9 protein-coding genes and 1 tRNA gene are annotated in these 17,655 nt (G+C 68.1%); 8 read left to right on the top strand and 2 right to left on the bottom strand.

Going from position 1 to position 17,655, the window contains the following annotated elements:
* The first annotated feature begins 29 nt into the window (after positions 1 to 29).
* From NCO8_RS24790 to NCO8_RS24775, 4 genes are all read left to right on the top strand, one after another.
* On the top strand, positions 30 to 1,022 hold the full coding sequence (locus NCO8_RS24790; RefSeq protein WP_067642546.1) for a hypothetical protein: 993 nt from the start codon (positions 30 to 32) through the stop codon (positions 1,020 to 1,022).
* A 13-nt stretch (positions 1,023 to 1,035) separates the two neighbouring features.
* Positions 1,036 to 2,475 carry a hypothetical protein gene (locus NCO8_RS24785; protein ID WP_245655484.1) on the top strand — a complete coding sequence of 480 codons (1,440 nt, stop codon included), beginning with the start codon at positions 1,036 to 1,038 and terminating at the stop codon, positions 2,473 to 2,475.
* Between the two features lie 406 nt (positions 2,476 to 2,881).
* Positions 2,882 to 3,505, top strand: coding sequence for a hypothetical protein (locus tag NCO8_RS24780; protein ID WP_067642540.1), 624 nt, complete (start codon positions 2,882 to 2,884; stop codon positions 3,503 to 3,505).
* A gap of 170 nt (positions 3,506 to 3,675) precedes the next feature.
* Positions 3,676 to 4,251 carry a dihydrofolate reductase family protein gene (locus NCO8_RS24775; protein WP_067642538.1) on the top strand — a complete coding sequence of 192 codons (576 nt, stop codon included), beginning with the start codon at positions 3,676 to 3,678 and terminating at the stop codon, positions 4,249 to 4,251.
* On the opposite strand, the gene NCO8_RS24770 is transcribed toward NCO8_RS24775, so the two are convergent.
* On the bottom strand, positions 4,233 to 4,937 hold the full coding sequence (locus tag NCO8_RS24770) for a helix-turn-helix domain-containing protein (protein ID WP_067642535.1): 705 nt from the start codon (positions 4,935 to 4,937) through the stop codon (positions 4,233 to 4,235). The two genes, NCO8_RS24775 and NCO8_RS24770, sit on opposite strands and share 19 nt — an antisense overlap.
* Positions 4,938 to 5,024: 87 nt before the next feature.
* Between NCO8_RS24770 and NCO8_RS24765 the strand changes: the two genes are divergently transcribed.
* The 3 genes from NCO8_RS24765 to NCO8_RS24755 all read left to right on the top strand — a co-directional run bounded on the left by NCO8_RS24765 (position 5,025) and on the right by NCO8_RS24755 (position 7,816).
* A complete protein-coding gene (locus tag NCO8_RS24765; protein WP_067642733.1) occupies positions 5,025 to 5,534 on the top strand; it encodes a DUF1990 domain-containing protein in 510 nt (169 codons plus the stop codon).
* A 386-nt stretch (positions 5,535 to 5,920) separates the two neighbouring features.
* Positions 5,921 to 6,496: a hypothetical protein gene (locus NCO8_RS24760; RefSeq protein ID WP_067642532.1), complete on the top strand. Its 576-nt coding sequence runs from the start codon at positions 5,921 to 5,923 to the stop codon at positions 6,494 to 6,496.
* Positions 6,497 to 6,796: 300 nt separating this feature from the next.
* A complete protein-coding gene (locus NCO8_RS24755; protein ID WP_157105080.1) occupies positions 6,797 to 7,816 on the top strand; it encodes a hypothetical protein in 1,020 nt (339 codons plus the stop codon).
* A gap of 54 nt (positions 7,817 to 7,870) precedes the next feature.
* On the opposite strand, the gene NCO8_RS24750 is transcribed toward NCO8_RS24755, so the two are convergent.
* Positions 7,871 to 7,952, bottom strand: a tRNA-Leu gene (locus tag NCO8_RS24750).
* 372 nt (positions 7,953 to 8,324) lie between these two features.
* Between NCO8_RS24750 and NCO8_RS24745 the strand changes: the two genes are divergently transcribed.
* On the top strand, positions 8,325 to 17,654 hold the full coding sequence (locus NCO8_RS24745; RefSeq protein ID WP_067642525.1) for a type I polyketide synthase: 9,330 nt from the start codon (positions 8,325 to 8,327) through the stop codon (positions 17,652 to 17,654).
* The last annotated feature ends 1 nt before the right edge of the window (position 17,655 follow it).

The raw sequence follows: 17,655 nt of genomic DNA, 5'->3' as shown, positions 1-17,655 counted from the left end.
GGTAAGGCACACTGATTTCGGAGGACGCGATGGTCGACCAGCTCAACGTGGGCAACACCAAGGAGGGCATCGGCAGGACCGTCGACGGCCTCGGCAAGGTCGCGCGGACCGCGTCGACACAGTTCGTCGGGCAGGTCGGCAGCGTCAAGGAAGCTGCCAGGGGACGCGTCGAAAAGCTGACCGTCAAGAAGGCGGACCCCTACGAAATGGCTGTGGCCGAATACAACGACGTCTTCACCTCCATGGCCGACAGGGGTCTGTCGCTACTGCGTCAGCGCGAACGTTCGACGGATCTGATCGAGCTGGTCGAGCAGTTGGTGAACAGCATCGCCAACACCCCGAAGTCGTTCGGCACCGACTTCGAGGAGATCGAAGTGCACCGGACGAGGTTCCTCGATGCGGAGGAGTTCGCGCAGAAGGAGCTGGAAGCGGCGCGGCTGTCGGCGGCAGGCGCCGGTGCGGGGTTCGCTGCGGGAACCGCAGTGGCGGGACTCGCGCCGTCCGTGGCGATCTGGGTTGCCACCACGTTCGGGACAGCGTCGACCGGCACCGCGATCTCGACGCTTTCCGGTGCGGCGGCCAGTCAGGCAGCGCTGGCGTGGCTCGGTGGCGGCGCACTGGCCGCCGGTGGGGGAGGCACGGCCGCGGGCACCACACTGCTCGCGCTCGCCGGCCCGATCGGCTGGACTATCGCGGGCGCTACCCTGCTCGCGTCGATCGCCCTGTTCGCGAAGAAGAAGTTCGAGAACAGAGAGGCGAAACAGGAAGCGCTGACCGCGATCAAGCGAAACACCGTCCTCGTCAAAGGCATGGATGCTCAGATCGACGACCTCCTCCAACGGACGATCTTGCTTCGTGAAGGACTGGTGAAAGGCTACGGAGAATCTCTGGCGCACTTCCGCGCCGATTTTCGCGCGCTCTCATCCGCCGAACGGATGGAACTCGCAGCCTTGGTGAACAACACGAAGTCGTGCGCGGCCATGCTGAGCCGACGCGTCGAACAGGACACCGACAGTGAGTGAAACAGTCGAGCTCGTGACGAGTGTCCAGGAGCAGGCGGTCGCCTCCTGGGTGAACTATCTCAATCAGCTCCGCATCGACAACTTTCTCGGAGCGCTGAGCCGGCAGGACGTACACCTTCGGGACGCGCTCACCAGCATCGATGAGGCCATCAGGAAAATCGACTTCGAGGTGGTCGCCGCCAACCGGGGTGGCCTACACGGCATGCACGGCTTCATCGCCGAGGTCGCGGAGGTCGGCATCGGCAACGCGCGGCAGCAGATCATGGGCCAGGAGCCCATTTATCGGTGGGTGAACGACAACGGACCCGTTGACCTGATGCGCGGCACCGTGGAGATTCAGCAGAAATTCGTCGCGGCAGGCGGTCGCTTCGCACTGGGTGCGATCGCCGAACACCTTCAGAAGTATCCCGACTACGTGCGCAACGGCGGGAAATATCAGATCCCCCGCGATTTCTTCGAGGTGGTCCAGCGGCTGCATTCGTTGTCGCCCGAGGAGGCGAGCCGAGAGCTGTCACGCAGTGGCGACGGACCGTCGTTCAGAGACTGGCAGCGGGTTCAATCGTTCTTCCAGGACAGATCGGTCGGCCTCGATTCGCTCGAACCCTCGACGCTCGAATACGGCGACGTACAGCGCGATGCCTACACCTCGACGATGGCGGCAGAGAAGGAATCGCTTCTCGCCACAGACCAGTCCGCGCGCGACGTTGCCTACCAGCAGAGCCTGCCCAACTTGCGAGAAGGCGCGACGGCGGGCCTGACTGCCGCCACGCTCGCGGGCGGGACCGCCTTCGTGCTGGCCGTGGTCGCCAGACGCCGGGAAGGTAAGCGGCTCAATGATTTCAGTGGGCAGGACTGGGCCGATATCGCAGGCGAAGCCGGCGGGGGCTTCGGCAAGGGCGGTGTCCGAGGACTGAGTATCTACGCGCTCACGAATTTCACCGCTACCTCCGCCGCTGTCGCGAGTTCGATCGTCACCGCTTCCTTCGGTATCGCAGAGCAAGCGAACAAGCTGCGCCGGAACGAGATCGACGAACTGGAGTTCATCGAGAACGCCGAGCTGGTGGCGTTGGAGGCCGCTGTGCGCGCGCTGTCGTCGTTCGTCGGCCAGGCGACCATCCCGATTCCTGTTCTCGGTGCGGTCATCGGCACCACGGTCGGCACCGTGATGTACAAGGCTGTGGCGTCGTCGCTGTCCAAGCGTGAGGCGGCGCTGATCGAGCGCTACCTCGACGAGCAGCGCTTCCTAGACGAGCAGCTCGCCGCCGAGTACCGGGAGGTACTGGCGAAGCTGGACCAGGGCATGTCGGACTATCTCGGGTTGCTCGAACGAGCCTTCTCGCCCGACATCCAGGTTGCGCTGACCGGATCGATCCAGCTGGCGATAGAACTCGGTGTGGCAGCGGACGAGATCCTGGATTCCGATGAGAAGGCTCTCGCCTACTTCCTCGACTGATGTGGAGGGCGGCGGAGCGAGCGATCCGGGGTACTGACCAGAGAGATGCCCCCAGACAGAACAGTCCCCGGTAGTCTCCATCGAACCGTGGGTTGTCAGTCGTCGCTGACAGCTCCGGAATTCGACTGGCTTGCCGGGGGCTTAGCCGGATCCTGAAAAACAACTCACCGCTGTCGACGGACGTCTCTGTCGGTAGCGTAGCCATTTTCCGGTGCTCCGGTATGTCTCCAGTCTGCCCCGATTTCACCTGCTGTCAATACTTGTTGCCCGACTATTTCGCCGAAATTTCGAGGTCGGGCGGGGTGCTGGGGGGCGGCATTGTGCGGACGGCCGTCGCGGAGGACAGTGGGTATGTCCGGTGGTGTCCACCGGGGGCGCCACTCTTCGGAGAAGCAGGAGGTTGCCTGTGTACGCACGTTCGAGCACTATCGCGGCTCAGCCGTCGTCGATCGACAGCGGGATCGCATACCTGCGTAACAAGGTGATGCCGCAGTTGCCCGAGTTCGACGGATGGGTCGGCCTGTCGCTGATGGTGAACAGGGCGACGGGGCGTTGCATCGCCACGACCGCGTGGGATTCGGAGGATGCGCTGCGGTCGAGCCAGTCGCGTGCCCAGCCGTTGCGTGACGGTCTGGCCCAGGCGATGAGTGGGCGGCTCGAGAAGATCGACGAATGGGATGTTGCCGTCATGCACCGCGAACATCTGGCAGGCCCGCGCGCATGCACCCGATGCACCTGGTTGCAGATGGATCCGGCCGGGATGGACCTGCTGATCGACACCTTCAAGACCAGACTGCTGCCCGCGTTCGAGGAACTCGAAGGGTTCCGCAGCGCCAGCTTGTTCGTCGACCGGGAAACCGGGCGTGCGGTCGGCTCCACCGTGTGGTCGAGTGTCGAGGAGTTGGACAGCAGCCGCGAACACACGGACCGGATGAGGGATGCGGCCTCGCGCAGTCTGAGTGCCGAGGTCCTCGATGTAGCGGAGTTCCGGCTTGGCTTCGCGCATCTGCGCGTACCCGAATTGGTTTGATCGGCTGGGTGAGCCGGCCGGGAGGGTGCTTCCGGCCGGATTCGCCTTGCCCGGCGGACACCGCGTCGACCTGGCCCGCGCGGTGATGGTGTCGGTTTCGTCCAAGACGGGTGTTGGTGCCTCGACCTAGGGTGAGTGCAGTCCGACGCAAGATCTTCAGGAGGAATCGCATGGCACGCGAGCTGGTTTACACGGGATTCATGTCGCTCGACGGGGTGGTCGATTCGCCCGGTGGCACCGTCGAGGGGCATCGCAGTGGTGGTTGGGTGATGCAGACGGAGTTCGTGCCGGAGGCGTATTCGCTCAAGGGGGAGGAGCTCGCGGAAACCTCGGCGCTGATGTTCGGGCGTCGCAGTTATGAGGCGTTCGCGCCGATCTGGCGGGATTCCGAAGACCACGCCGCGTACAAGGATCTGCCCAAGTATGTGGTGTCCTCGACACTGTCCGAGGACGACCTGATCGACGGCTGGGGTGACATCACGATCCTGCGAACCCTCGCGGACGTGGAGAAGCTGAAGCAGTCCGACGGCGGGGCCGTCTTCGTCCACGGCAGCGCCGAACTGGCACGGAGTCTCGGCGACGCCGACCTGATCGACCGCTACAACCTGTTGGTCTTCCCCGTCCTGCTCGGCGCGGGCAAGAACCTCTTCAGTCACTCGGACCGGCCGAAGCAGCAGCTGCGGCTGCGTGATTCGGACACCTACCGCAACGGTGTGGCGAAACTCGTCTATGACGTGGTGCGCTGACCGAGCGCGATCGCCCCGCCCGCACCTTCGCGTAATTGCCGCGCTGTGCGCCCGACATAGCGTCGCAGCGCGCGGGCGAGGTGGGGTTCGTCGTAGTAGTCGAGCTTGGCCACGACATCGGCCGCGGTCTCACCCGCACTCAGCAGCAGCGCCGCGGTGCGGACGCGTTCGATCTGGCGGACCGCCCCCTGCGTGAGGCCGGTCGAGGTGCGGAACCGGCGTTCGAGTGTCCGCTCACCGACCGCAGGCCGTGCACCACGCAGTGCCTCGACGACCAGCGGGTCGCGACCGACCACCCCCGCCGCGATCAGCCGTTCGACGAGCGCCTCGGCGTCGTCCGGATGCGGTGTCTCCCAGCGCGTTCCGTCGAGCCAGAAGCCGCGTCCGGTGACGTCCGGCAGCATGATTCCGCCGTCTACCAGCGACGATGTCGCGACGGTACGCAACGAGGTGCCGACAGCGAACTGGACACCGACGAAACTGGCGCCCTCGGGTACCGGCGCCGTCCCCGCCCGGCTCTCCGGCCCCGTCACCGCGGCTCCGCGCACACCGTCCTGGTCCCAGAACACCAAGCCCCACGTCTCGGTCGCCACGGAGGTCATCTCCGCCACGTGCTCGCTGCGGCACGTCCACACCGTGGAAATCCACGGCGAATCGGACCCGCGCCCCTCGAACACCAAACCCACACGTCGATGCTAAACGGCCGTGCGACGATCTGGTCCCTGTCCCCGGAGCTGACCGCCGCCGTTGTCGGGAAAAGTACCGTCTTGGGCATGCACGATCTGACCTACGCACCCGCAGGCGCGACCTGCCCCGCCGAGCGCGTCTGGGCCGAAGGTCTCGACGGGTTCCGGCGATTCGAGACCTCCGTGGTGATCGGGGACGGTGAGCAGGTGTGGGAAGCGGCGAGGCAGGCGGTGTTGTGCTGGGGTGTGAAGCGGCGCAGTGGGTTTCGGGTCGTCCCGGATGGGACCGTCGCTGTCGGCGCGGAGTATCGGGTGAGCGTGGGATGGGGGCCGCTGTCGGTCCATGAACCCGTGCGGGTGGTGGCGGTGGTCGATACCGAGGACAGGTGTGGGTTCGCTTATGGCACCCTGCCGGGGCATCCGGTGTGTGGTGAGGAGGCGTTCGTGGTGCATCGACGACCTGACGGGACCGTGGAATTCACACTGAGGTCGCTCACCCGACCCGCGCCGACCGGATTCTGGCGGACGATCTTTCCGATCCTGCTCGTCACCCAGCGCCACTATCGCCGCCGTTATTTGCGTGCACTGCTGCGCTGACCTATCTCGTTCTTCACCCAGCTGGCGGACAGCGCTTTTACTCGGCGCGAAACTCGGTTCGAACCTTCTTGGCCGGCGAGAATCATCGATGACTTTCGGACGGCCATCTCCATGGGCTCGTTCATTCCGTCGAGGCCACCACGCGGCCGACCGTGAGCCGGGCACTCATGCTGAATTCCGAACGCAGCGTGCGTGTCTCAAGTCTGTGTGCGAAAGGTGATTCGCATATCGATCGCGAATCCGAACGACAGAATGGATTGGTCAAGCGACGTAAATGTGAAATTGATCACAAAGATTGATTTAATATCTTTCGGCTATTACTAATAGCCCGGTCGACATTCGATTGGTCCGGCTTTGGGGGGCAAAAGGTCGAGAGGGAGTAGTCAATGTTCATGCGCTCAACCCGCAACATTCTCCTCGGTGCACTGCCTGTGGCTATGGCGGTCGCATTCGCCGGCAGTGGCGTTGCGTCGGCGGACGTCACCGCCGACCAGCCGGCCACCGTGCTGGCTGTCCAGGAGAACAACTTTGCGACGGCCGTCGCCGCGTTCTCGTTCGGATCCGCCGTCCCGGCGGGCGCAGTGATTTCCCAGGAGGCCGAGCCTTCGATTCCGCAGGCCGCCCAGCTTTCGGACGAAAACGTGGTCTCGGAAGTGGCCGCTCCCGCGATTTCGGAGGCAACCGCTCCCGTGGTTTCGGACGTGATCGATACCCAATTGCATGAGGTCGCGACCAATCCGAAAGCCGAGAACTCCGACCCGGTGGTCAACGGTGCCCTCGCTGGTGCCGGTCTCGGTGCGCTGGCCACTCTGGTCAACTGCATCCCGTCCGCGATCATATTGGGCGTGGGTTACCCGATCTGCCTCCTCCTCGGTGTGCTTCCCCACGCGGCCGTCGGTGCCATCATCGGTGGCGTTGTGGGCCATGTGAATCCGGAGGTCGTTCCGCAGGTTCTGCCCTGAGAAGGTAAGTCGGCACGCAACTGCCCTGATTCGGGAGTCCCGGTGCCGCTGTGATGAAAAGTGCAGTGGCACCGGGGTTTTGCTACGGGGATACTGATGTGTCGACCTTGCGAGCGCCACTGCGCCGGGAGGCACTCTTTCCGGCTGGGCCGCGGAGTGGGGCAGAGCCGAGATCCTACCTGCTGGCCGAGGGAATCGAAGTGGAGCCGAAGGCTCTTTCGAAGGCCGCGCAAGGGGCATGCCGAGACGGTGAGGCTCCGAGAGTGCGAGCTGTTCCCCAAAGCGCTTAGGGTCCATTGCATGACACGGGTGGGGCGATCGCGTTCTGGTGCGGTGAAGTTGTTGCTCGGTATGGCGGCGATCGCGTTCTTGGTCGGGGGTGCGGCGACCTTGGTCGGGCTCGGGGGAATGACCTCGGATCCCGATGCGGTTCCGACCTGTGAGGGGAAGATCATGTCCGTCGGTGATCGGTGCGAGATCACTCGCCGTGGTTCCACGGTCGACTCCTATACCTATCAGGAGAAGATCGAGCGGCAGCATGCGAACAAGGACAGTGCCGGTACCACGCTCACCATCGGGCTGACGGTAATCGGGGCGAGTCTGCTCACGGGGGCGCTCGTCGAAATCAGGTTCCGGCGCTCTGGTCCCCGCCGAACATCTTTCGCGCCAGTCGGATCGGTGACGCCGTCGCCCGAGGTCCCCTCGCAACGCACCGAGGCTGCCGCACCCACGCGGGCACGGGCGGTTCACGCAACGCGGACGGTGGTGATCACCGGTGTCGCCGCGTGGCTGTGTGTAGCCGCCGCGGTAGTCGTTGGCGTGGTCGTGGTCCTCGCCGACCGGCCTGATTCGTCCGAGCCGTCCCCGTCGCAGGCGGCGGCCGCGTCTTCCTCGGCGGCTTACTCTCGGCATATCGAGGCATTGATGGCTGGGATGCCCGCGACCCTGCGAGCGGGGATCGTACACTGCGAACCGAGCCCGGTCGTACAACGCCACGTTCTCCGCGCGGGTACCTGCGATTTGGCGAAGAACAGCCCACTGGTCGCAGGTTTGGCCGCCCACGATGGGTTGGCGGGCATCTTCCAGGTCGCGAACGTGAACCCCACTTCCTACTACGAGACGATGCGCTACCAGGGCATCGCGTTCCGCGACGACAGCACCGCTTTCGCGGTGTTCAACCAGTACCAGAACCCCTCTGACCCGCCCGGTCTCGGAAACGACATGGAGTACCTCGACCGCCGCACCGGCCTGTGGCTGAAGGTGAGCCACTTGGTCACCGTGCAGGACGCCGAGACGTTTCTCGCACGCGCCGGGTTCTAGACACCCGCGAAGCAGTCCGCTCAGCCGCGATCTGACCCGAAGGCCAGGAATGTGTGCGCGAGAGGGGACTTGAACCCCTACGTCCGTGGACACCAGAACCTAAATCTGGCGCGTCTGCCAATTTCGCCACTCGCGCTGGATGTGTACGACCGTCCAAACTCTACCGGGCGAATCGGGCTCTCCCAAGCGTTGGGGCGGCGTGGCGTACTGGTGGGTAACACGACCTGGGGTTATAACGATTCGATAAAGGTCAATATGAGGGGCACTCATGTTTTGCAAACGGACAGTAGGGCCTCACCTGCGCGTTCAAACATGAGGCGGGGTCATGTTTCAGAATAAAGTGGTACGGGCGTGCGGAAATACTGGGTGGTAGCTGCCGTGGGGGCGGCAAACGTGAGGCTTTCCTCATGATTTTGTGCGATCGTGGCTTCTAACAGGCCCGAGGGGCTGCCGGATACGTGTGCGTGCCGTCGGTGGGCGGAGCGCCAGGAGAAGGAAGTCGAGCGACTTGACGATCAACGAGAGCACCGAGATGGGCACGGGATCGACCGCGAAAGCCGAAGGTCGTGGCCGGGCAACGGGTGTCCGGGTGTCGCTGCTCGAGCAGTTGCGTGGTGGCGCGGGGTACGCGCTGGCCTTTGGCGGACAGGGCGCGCAGTGGTTGCGTGAGCTCGAGGAGATCGGGCGCGACAGCGCGCTGGAATCGGAGCTCACGGCGCTGGTGGGTGAGGCCGCCGCGCTGGTCGAGCCGGTTGCCACGCAGTTGCTGATGGTTCGTCCCGGTGGGTTCGACCCCATGGGCTGGGTACTCGAGAGCGAACTCGACGAGCCGGAGGAGCCGTCCTCGGCGCCGGCCGACGCGGTACTGCGGTCGGCGGCCGTTTCGATGCCGGGCGTGCTGCTCACCCAGCTCGCGGCGATTCGCGCGCTTCGCCTGCAGGGTCTCGACCCGGCCGAGCACGCGCCGGTCGCCGTCATCGGACACTCCCAGGGGCTGTTCGCCGCCGAGGCCGTGCGCGCCGGTGGCGCCCGCGACGCGGAGCTGCTGGCGATTGCCCAGCTCGTCGGTGCGGCCGCCGGTCTGATCGCGCGCAGGCGCGGGCTGATGCCGGTGGGGGAGCGCTCGCCGATGGTCGCGGTGTCGAATGTCGATCCGGAGCAGTTGCGCGCGATCGTCGCCGAGGTGAGCGAAGGGGTCGACCCGGCGCAGGCCGCGGTGGTGTCGATCCGTAATGGCCGCAGGCGCGTCGTGCTGTCGGGTGCGCCCGCGCAGCTCGACCGGGTGCGGGCGCGCTGCGCGCAGCTGCACGAGGAACAGAACCGTGAGCGCGAGGCGAAGATCCGTGGTGGCGCGGTGTTCTCGCCCGTCTTCGAAGACGTGACCGTCGACGTCGCCTTCCACCATCCGGCCCTGGCCGAGACCGTCGACGTGGTCGCGGGCTGGGCCCGTCAGTGCGAGCTCGACGTAGACCTGGCCGCCTCCCTTGCCCAGCAGATCCTGGTCGACCCGATCGACTGGGTCGCCATCGTCGACTCCGCCGTCGAGGCGGGCACCCAGTGGATCCTCGACCTCGGCCCCGGCGACCTGCTCTCCCGTCTCACCGGTGGTTCGCTCAAGGGCACCGGTGTCGGTGTCGTCGCGGCGGCCACGCGCGCGGGTCAGCGCAGCCTGCTCACCCCGGGTGCGGCACCCGAACCGTCGGTGCCGTGGTCGGCGTTCGCGCCCAAGCCGGTGCGCCTGCCCAACGGCCGCATCGTCGTGGAGACCGCGTTCACCCGCCTCACCGGCCGTTCGCCGATCCTGCTCGCCGGCATGACGCCGACCACGGTCGACGCGAAAATCGTCGCGGCGGCGGCCAATGCGGGGCACTGGGCGGAGCTGGCCGGTGGTGGACAGGTCACCGAACAGATCTTCGCCGACCGGATGACCGAGCTGCGTCAGCTGCTGCAGCCGGGTCGCGCGGTGCAGTTCAACTCGCTGTTCCTCGACCCGTACCTGTGGAAGCTGCAGCTCGGTGGCAAGCGGCTGGTGCAGAAGGCGCGTGCGGCCGGTGCGCCGCTGGACGGCGTGATCGTCACCGCGGGTATCCCCGAACTCGACGAAGCCGTCGCGCTGATCGCCGAGCTCACCGAGGTCGGTATCAGCCACGTGGCCTTCAAGCCGGGCACTGTCGCGCAGATCCGGGCCGTGCTGCGGATCGCCGACGAGGTGCCGGACTACCCGGTGATCATGCACATCGAAGGTGGCAAGGCGGGCGGGCATCACTCCTGGGAAGACCTGGACGACCTGCTGCTGGCCACCTACGCCGAGCTGCGCGCCCGCGCCAACGTTGTCGTCTGCGTCGGCGGCGGCATCGGCACCCCCGAGCGCGCCACCGACTACCTCACGGGCACCTGGGCCACCAACCACGGCTACCCGGTGATGCCGCTCGACGGTGTGCTGGTCGGCACCGCGGCGATGGCCACCCTCGAGGCGACCACCGCACCCGAGGTGAAGCAGCTGCTCGTCGACACCCCCGGCACCCCCGACTGGGTGGGTGCGGGCACCGCGAGCGGCGGCATGGCCTCGGGCCGCAGCCAGCTCGGCGCCGACATCCACGAGATCGACAACGCCGCCTCGCGCACCGGCCGCCTGCTCGACGAGGTCGCCGGTGACGCCGACGCCGTGGCCGCGCGCCGCGACGAGATCATCGCCGCGCTCGACGCCACCGCCAAGCCGTACTTCGGCGACGTGGCGACCATGACCTACCAGCAGTGGCTGGAACGCTATGTCTCCCTGGCCGTTTCCAGCGATGTCCCGATCTCCTTCGATTGCGGCAGCGATATCGGTGACGCCATTCGCGACGCCACCCGCTCGGACTGGCTCGACATCAGCTGGCGCGACCGGTTCGCGGAGATGATGCGCCGCACCGAGGCCCGGCTGCACCCGGCCGACCGCGGTGAGATCGAGACCCTCTTCGCCGACGACGCCGACTTCGAGCACCCCGTGCAGGCGCTGTGCGCGCTGAAGAAGCAGTACCCGGCCGTCGCCGAGACCGTGCTGCACCCTGCCGACGTGCCGTTCTTCGTCTCGCTGTGCAAGACGCCGGGCAAGCCGGTGAACTTCGTGCCCGTCATCGACGCCGATGTGCGCCGCTGGTGGCGCTCGGATTCGCTGTGGCAGGCCCATGATCCGCGCTACTCTGCCGACCAGGTGTGCGTGATCCCCGGCACCGTCGCCGTCGCGGGCATCACCCGGGTCGACGAGCCGGTGGGCGAACTGCTCGACCGCTTCGAGCAGGACGCCGCGTTCAGCCTGGTCCGTTCGGGTGTCACCCCGGCGCCCGTCGACGCGCGTCGCGTGGCCGGTGTGGTCGCGGGGCCGATCGACACGGTGCTGGCGGCCCCCGACGTGCAGTGGGCCGGGCGCACCACCGTCAACCCGGTGCATCGCCTCGGCGCGGTGTCGGAGTGGGTCGTCGAGCAGGGCAGCGCGGTGCACACCGGTGCCGGTGCCACCCTCACCGAAACGACCGGCCCGGAAGCCGAATTCAGCTACGTCGAACTGGTCGTTCCGCTGCTCGGCAAGGACGCGGTGCGCATCCGGATCACCGTCCCGACGAGCGTGTACTCCGGTGGGGCACCGGTCATCACCGAAGCCGATGCCGAAGCCGCCATGTCCGCACTGCTCGGTGTGGCCGCCGGTGCGTCGCTGCCCGAGGTGAAATCCGGTGTGGCGCACCTGAACCTGGCCTGGCGGCCGGATCTGATCGCCGACCACGCGGGCGTCACCGGCTCGGGTCTGCCCGAGACGCTCAGCACCCTCGGCCGGACCGCACCCGACGTGCTCGTCGGCGCCTGCTGGCCCGCCGTCTTCGCGGTGCTCGGCGCGTCCCGCACGCCCGCAGGCGGTTCGGTGATCGAGGGCATGCTCGACCTGGTCCACCTGGACCACCAGATCGAACTGCTCGCCGAACCTCCCTCGGAGACAGCGATTCTCGTCGTCCGCGCCGACGGTGGCGAAGTGGTCGACACCGATATGGGCCGCGTGGTCGAGGTGGCCGTGAGCATCGGCGTCATCCTCGATCAGGGCCTCGACGCGACTCCGCTGGCCCGATTGGTCGAACGGTTCGCCATCCGGGGCCGCAACGGCGCCGGTGAGCTCACCGACCCGCCGCGGGCCGCCGGGTCCGTGTCCGGCGCGGCCACCGACACCCCGCGTCGCCGCCGTCGCGATGTGAGCATGGCCGCCCCGCGCGCCATGCACGCCTTCGCCGCCGTCTCGGGCGACCACAACCCGATCCACACCAGTGAGGCCGCCGCCAAGCTGGCCGGCCTGGGCAGCCCGATCGTGCACGGCATGTGGCTCTCGGCCGCCGCCCAGCACGCCGTGGTGGCGGTGGATCCCGAAAGCTCCGTTCCCGCACGCACTCTCACGGCATGGACCACCCGGTTCCTCGGCATGGTGCGCCCCGGCGCGACCGTGGACGTGCGGGTGGAGCGGATCGCGGTGGACGCGGGCGCCGAGATCGTCGAGGTCTCCTGCCGCGTCGAGGGTGACCTGGTCATGACCGCGACCGGGCGCACCGCCGCCCCGAAGACCGTGTACGCCTTCCCCGGGCAGGGCATCCAGCGCAAGGGGATGGGCCTGGACGCACTGACCCGCTCGAAGGCGGCCAAGCAGGTGTGGGAGCGTGCCGACGCGCACACCCGCGAAGCACTCGGTTTCTCGATCCTGGCGGTGGTGCGCGACAACCCCACCTACCTCAAGGCGCGCGGTGTCGAACACCGCCACCCCGACGGTGTGCTGCACCTGACCCAGTTCACCCAGGTCGCCATGGCGACCCTCGGTGTCGCCCAGGTCGCCGAGCTGCGCGAGGCCGGTGCCTTCGTGGAAGGCGCCATGCTGGCCGGGCACTCGGTCGGTGAGTACAACGCGCTGGCCGCCGTCGCCGGTGTGCTGCCGCTTGAAGCCGTGCTCGAGGTGGTGTTCCAGCGTGGTTCGGCCATGCACGAGCTGGTCCCGCGTGACGCGCAGGGCCGCAGCGACTACCGGATGGCCGCCATCCGCCCGTCGCAGATCGGCCTGCCCGACGACGAGGTCATCGACTTCGTCACCGGCATCGGCGAAGCGACCGGCGAGTTCCTCGAGGTCGTGAACCTGAACCTGCGCGGCTCGCAGTACGCCATCGCGGGCACCGTCGCCGGGCTCGAGGCCCTGGAGACCGAGATCGACCGTCGCCGCGCCGAGTTCGGTGGCAAGCGGGCGTTCATCCTGGTCCCCGGTATCGACGTGCCGTTCCACTCCTCGGTGCTGCGCGACGGCGTGCCGGAGTTCCGGCACAAGCTCGAACAGCTGCTGCCCACCGAGGTGCACCCGGAGGTTCTGGTCGGGCGCTACATCCCGAACCTGGTGCCGCGGCCGTTCTCGTTGGACCGGGAATTCCTCACCGAGATCGCCGAACTGGTGCCGTCGGAGCCGCTGCAAGCGGTGCTCGCCGACTTCGACAGCTGGGCCGAGCGCGACGCCGAACTGTGCCGCGTGGTGCTGATCGAGCTGCTGGCCTGGCAGTTCGCCAGCCCGGTCCGCTGGATCGAGACCCAGGACCTGCTGTTCACCGACACCGCCCACGGTGGTCTCGGAGTGGAGCGTTTCGTCGAGATCGGTCTCGGTGCCACGCCGACCGTGGCGAACCTGGCGAGCCAGACGCTGAAGCTGCCCGCGTTCGGTGGGGCGACCGTCGAGGTGGTCAATGTCGAGCGCGATGCCGCGGTCGTCTACTCCACCGACACCGATCCCGCGCCGGTCGAGGACGACATCGAGGAGACCCCGGCCGCCGAAACCCCCGCTGCCGCGGCCGCTCCCGTGGCCGCCGCACCGGTGGCGACCGGCGGACCGCGCCCCGACGACATCGCCTTCACCGCCGCCGACGCCACCCGCGTGCTCATCGCGCTGTGGACCAAGCTGCGCCTGGACCAGATCGGTCCGGTCGACACCATCGAGGGCCTCTGCGACGGTGTGTCCTCGCGACGCAACCAGCTGCTGGTCGACCTCGGCGCGGAGCTCTCGCTCGGTGCCATCGACGGTGCCGCCGACGCCGACATGGGCGCGCTCGCGGCCACCGTCGAACGCCTGGCCCGCACCTACAAGCCGTTCGGCACCGTGCTCACCGACGCCATCGGTGACCACCTGCGCAAGGTCTTCGGGCCGTCGGGCAAGCGGCCCGCCGCCATCGCGGACCGGGTCAAGAAGGTCTGGGAACTGGGTGACGGCTGGGCCAGCCACGTCACCGCCGAGGTCTCGCTCGGCACCCGCGATGGTGCCAGCGTGCGCGGCGGGGACCTCGGCGGACTCGTCGGTGGCGCTCTCACCGACGCCGCCTCCGTCGATGCCGCCATCGACGCGGCCGTGCAGGCCGTCGCCGCCCGGCGCGGGGTCGCGGTCTCGCTGCCTTCGGCCGGTGGCGCGTCCGGTGGCACCGTCGACGCGGCCGCGCTCGGTGAGTTCACCGAGCAGATCACCGGTCGCGACGGCGTGCTCGCCACGGCGGCCCGGGTGGTGCTCGAGCAACTCGGCCTCAGCGAGCAGGTGAGCGCGCCCGAAGCCACCCCCGACACCCTCGTCGACCTCGTGTCGGCCGAACTGGGTTCGGACTGGCCGCGCCTGGTCGCTCCCGCGTTCGACGCCCGCAAGGCCGTCCTCATCGACGACCGCTGGGCCACCGCCCGCGAGGACCTCGCCAAGATGTGGCTCGGCAACGACGCCGAGACCGCCCAACTGTCGATCGACGGTTACTACGGTGCCGGGGAAGCGGTTGCCGCACAGGCGAACTGGTGGCGTCAGCGGGCTATGCACGAGGCCCGTTCGGTGCTGGCCGGGGTGTACGCGCAGATCGCGCAGGCCGCGCTCGACACCAGCGAACCGGGGCTGTGGTCCGACGACGTCGCCGTGATCACCGGTGCCAGCAAGGGTTCCATCGCCGCCGCCGTCACCGGCAAGCTGCTCGCCGGCGGTGCCACCGTGGTGGTGACCACCTCGAGCCTGAACGACGAACGGCTGCGGTTCTACCGTTCGCTGTACCGCGACAACGCCCGCCACGGCGCGGCGCTGTGGGTGGTGCCCGCGAACATGGCCTCCTACCAGGACCTGGACGCGCTCATCGAGTGGGTCGGGTCCGAGCAGGTCGACAACGCCGGTGGCGCCAAGATCAAGGTCAAGGACGCCATGACCCCGACGCTGCTGCTGCCGTTCGCGGCGCCGCGCGTCGCGGGCGATCTCGCCGACGCCGGTGCGCGCGCGGAGATGGAGATGCGCGTACTGCTGTGGTCGGTGGAGCGCCTGATCGGCGGCCTGTCCGCCCTCGGCGCCGACCATGATGTCGACGCGAAACTGCATGTGGTGCTTCCGGGTTCGCCCAACCGTGGCCTCTTCGGTGGCGACGGTGCCTACGGCGAGTCCAAGGCCGCGCTCGACGCGGTGGTCGCCAAGTGGCGGGCCGAGAAGTCGTGGGCAGCACGGGTGACCTTGGTGCACGCGCTGATCGGCTGGGTGCGCGGCACCGGGCTGATGGGGCACAACGACCCGATGGTCGAGGCCGTCGAGGCGGCGGGCGTGCACACCTGGTCGACCGCCGAGATGGCCGACGAACTGCTGAAGTGGTGCACCTCGCGTGCCCGTCAGGTGACGGTCACCGGCCCGCAGCAGATCGACCTGACCGGCGGCCTGGCCCGCGCCAAGCTCGACCTGCCCGCGCTGGCCAAGCAGGCACAGGAAGCCGCGGCCGCGGCCGAGGAGGAAGCGGCCACCGCCGCGACCATCGCCGCGCTGCCCGCACCGCCGACCATGAGCTCGGCGCTGCCGGTGCCCGAATGGGGCGAGGTGACCGCCGATCTCAGCGAGATGGTCGTCATCGTCGGCGCGGGCGAGCTCGGCCCGTACGGCTCCGCGCGCACGCGTTTCGAGATGGAAGTCGAGGACGAGCTTTCGGCGGCGGGCGTGCTCGAGTTGGCCTGGACCACCGGTCTGATCCGCTGGGAGAACGAGCCGAAGCCGGGCTGGTACGACACCGAATCCGGTGACTTCGTGCCCGAGGAAGAGGTGGCCGAGCGCTACCACGACACCGTCGTCGAACGCTGCGGTGTGCGCCGCTACGAAGACGACGGCGCCATGCTCGACAATGCCGCGCCGCTGCTCACCTCGGTGTTCCTCGACCAGGACCTGTCCTTCACGGTGGCGAGCGAGGCCGAGGCCCGCGCGTTCCACACCGCCGATCCCGAGCACACGGTGATCACCCCGGTCGCCGATTCCGGCGACTGGACCGTGACCCGCAAGGCGGGCACCGAGATCCGGGTGCCGCGCAAGGCGAAGCTGTCGCGCGTGGTCGGCGGTCAGATCCCCACCGGCTGGGACCCGACCATCTGGGGCATCTCCGCCGACATGGCGGCCTCGATCGACCGGGTGGCGCTGTGGAACATCGTCTGCACCGTCGACGCGTTCGTCTCGGCGGGCTTCAGCCCCGACGAGCTGATGAGCTGGGTGCACCCGAGCCTGGTGGCCAACACCCAGGGCACCGGCATGGGTGGCATGTCCTCGATGCGCTCGCTCTACGTCGACAACCTGCTCGGCGAGCCGCGCCCGAACGACATCCTGCAGGAGGCGCTGCCCAACGTCGCACTGGCGCACGTGGTCCAGTCCTACGTCGGCAGCTACGGCGCCATGGTGCACCCGGTCGCGGCGTGCGCCACGGCGGCGGTGTCGGTGGAGGAAGGCGTCGACAAGATCCGGCTCGGCAAGGCCGAGGTCGTGGTCGCCGGTGGTTACGACGATCTCGGTATCGAGGGCATCGTCGGCTTCGGTGACATGTCGGCCACCGCCGACTCGGCGGCCATGCGCGCCAAGGGCATCAGCGACCGGTACTTCTCCCGCGCCAACGACCGCCGTCGCGGCGGCTTCGTGGAATCACAGGGTGGCGGCACCGTGCTGCTGGCCCGCGGTGACGTGGCCGTGGAGATGGGTCTGCCGGTGCTTGGCGTACTGGCCTTCGCGCAGTCCTTCGCCGACGGCGTGCACACCTCCATCCCGGCACCGGGTCTCGGTGCGCTGGGTGCGGGGCGTGGCGGCAGCGGTTCGCGACTCGCCGCCGAGTTGCGCAAGCTCGGTGTCACCCCGGACGACATCGCGGTGATCTCCAAGCACGACACCTCCACCGCCGCCAACGATCCCAACGAGTCGGAGCTGCACGAGCGGCTCGCGGGCGCGCTGGGTCGCAGCGAGGGCGCACCGCTGTTCGTGGTGTCGCAGAAGAGCCTCACCGGCCACGCCAAGGGCGGCGCGGCGGCCTTCCAGCTCATCGGCCTGTGCCAGGTGCTGGAAAACGGTGTGGTGCCGCCGAACCGGAGCCTGGACTGTGTCGACGAGAAGATGCAGGCCTACCCGCACCTGGTGTGGGCCCGCGAACCGCTGCGCTTCGGCGAGAAGTTCGCGCTCAAGGCCGGTCTGGTGACCTCGCTCGGCTTCGGGCACGTGTCGGGTCTGCTCGCGGTGGTGCATCCGCAGGCGTTCCTCGCCGCGATCGAACCGGGGGCGCGCGCGGAGTACCAGGAGCGGGCGCAGGCGCGTCAGCTGGCGGGCAGGCAGCGTTTCGCCGAGGCCATGTGTGGCGGCGCGGCACTGTACGAGAAGCCGGCCGATCGTCGCCTCGGCGCCGACGGCACCCCGGCCAAGCAGGTGCGGCAGCTCGAGGCCGACATGCTGCTCTCGCCGACGGCCCGCCTCGACCAGGGGCTGTACCGGGCCAACGGAATCGGTTGCGAGACCGGGCTGCTCGGTTCCGCTCCGCAGACCAGCGAAGCGTCGTAGG

The organism is Nocardia coubleae NBRC 108252, from assembly GCF_001612805.1.
GTDB lineage: Bacteria > Actinomycetota > Actinomycetes > Mycobacteriales > Mycobacteriaceae > Nocardia > Nocardia coubleae.
The sequence above is the reverse complement of the archived record's forward strand: the minus strand, read 5'-3'. Positions and strand labels throughout refer to the sequence as shown.

Coding starts and splice junctions, on each gene's coding strand:
- NCO8_RS24790 (WP_067642546.1), top strand. CDS start 30: ATGGTCGACCAGCTCAACGTGGGCAACACCAAGGAGGGCATCGGCAGG.
- NCO8_RS24775 (WP_067642538.1), top strand. CDS start 3,676: ATGGCACGCGAGCTGGTTTACACGGGATTCATGTCGCTCGACGGGGTG.
- NCO8_RS24765 (WP_067642733.1), top strand. CDS start 5,025: ATGCACGATCTGACCTACGCACCCGCAGGCGCGACCTGCCCCGCCGAG.
- NCO8_RS24760 (WP_067642532.1), top strand. CDS start 5,921: ATGTTCATGCGCTCAACCCGCAACATTCTCCTCGGTGCACTGCCTGTG.
- NCO8_RS24755 (WP_157105080.1), top strand. CDS start 6,797: ATGACACGGGTGGGGCGATCGCGTTCTGGTGCGGTGAAGTTGTTGCTC.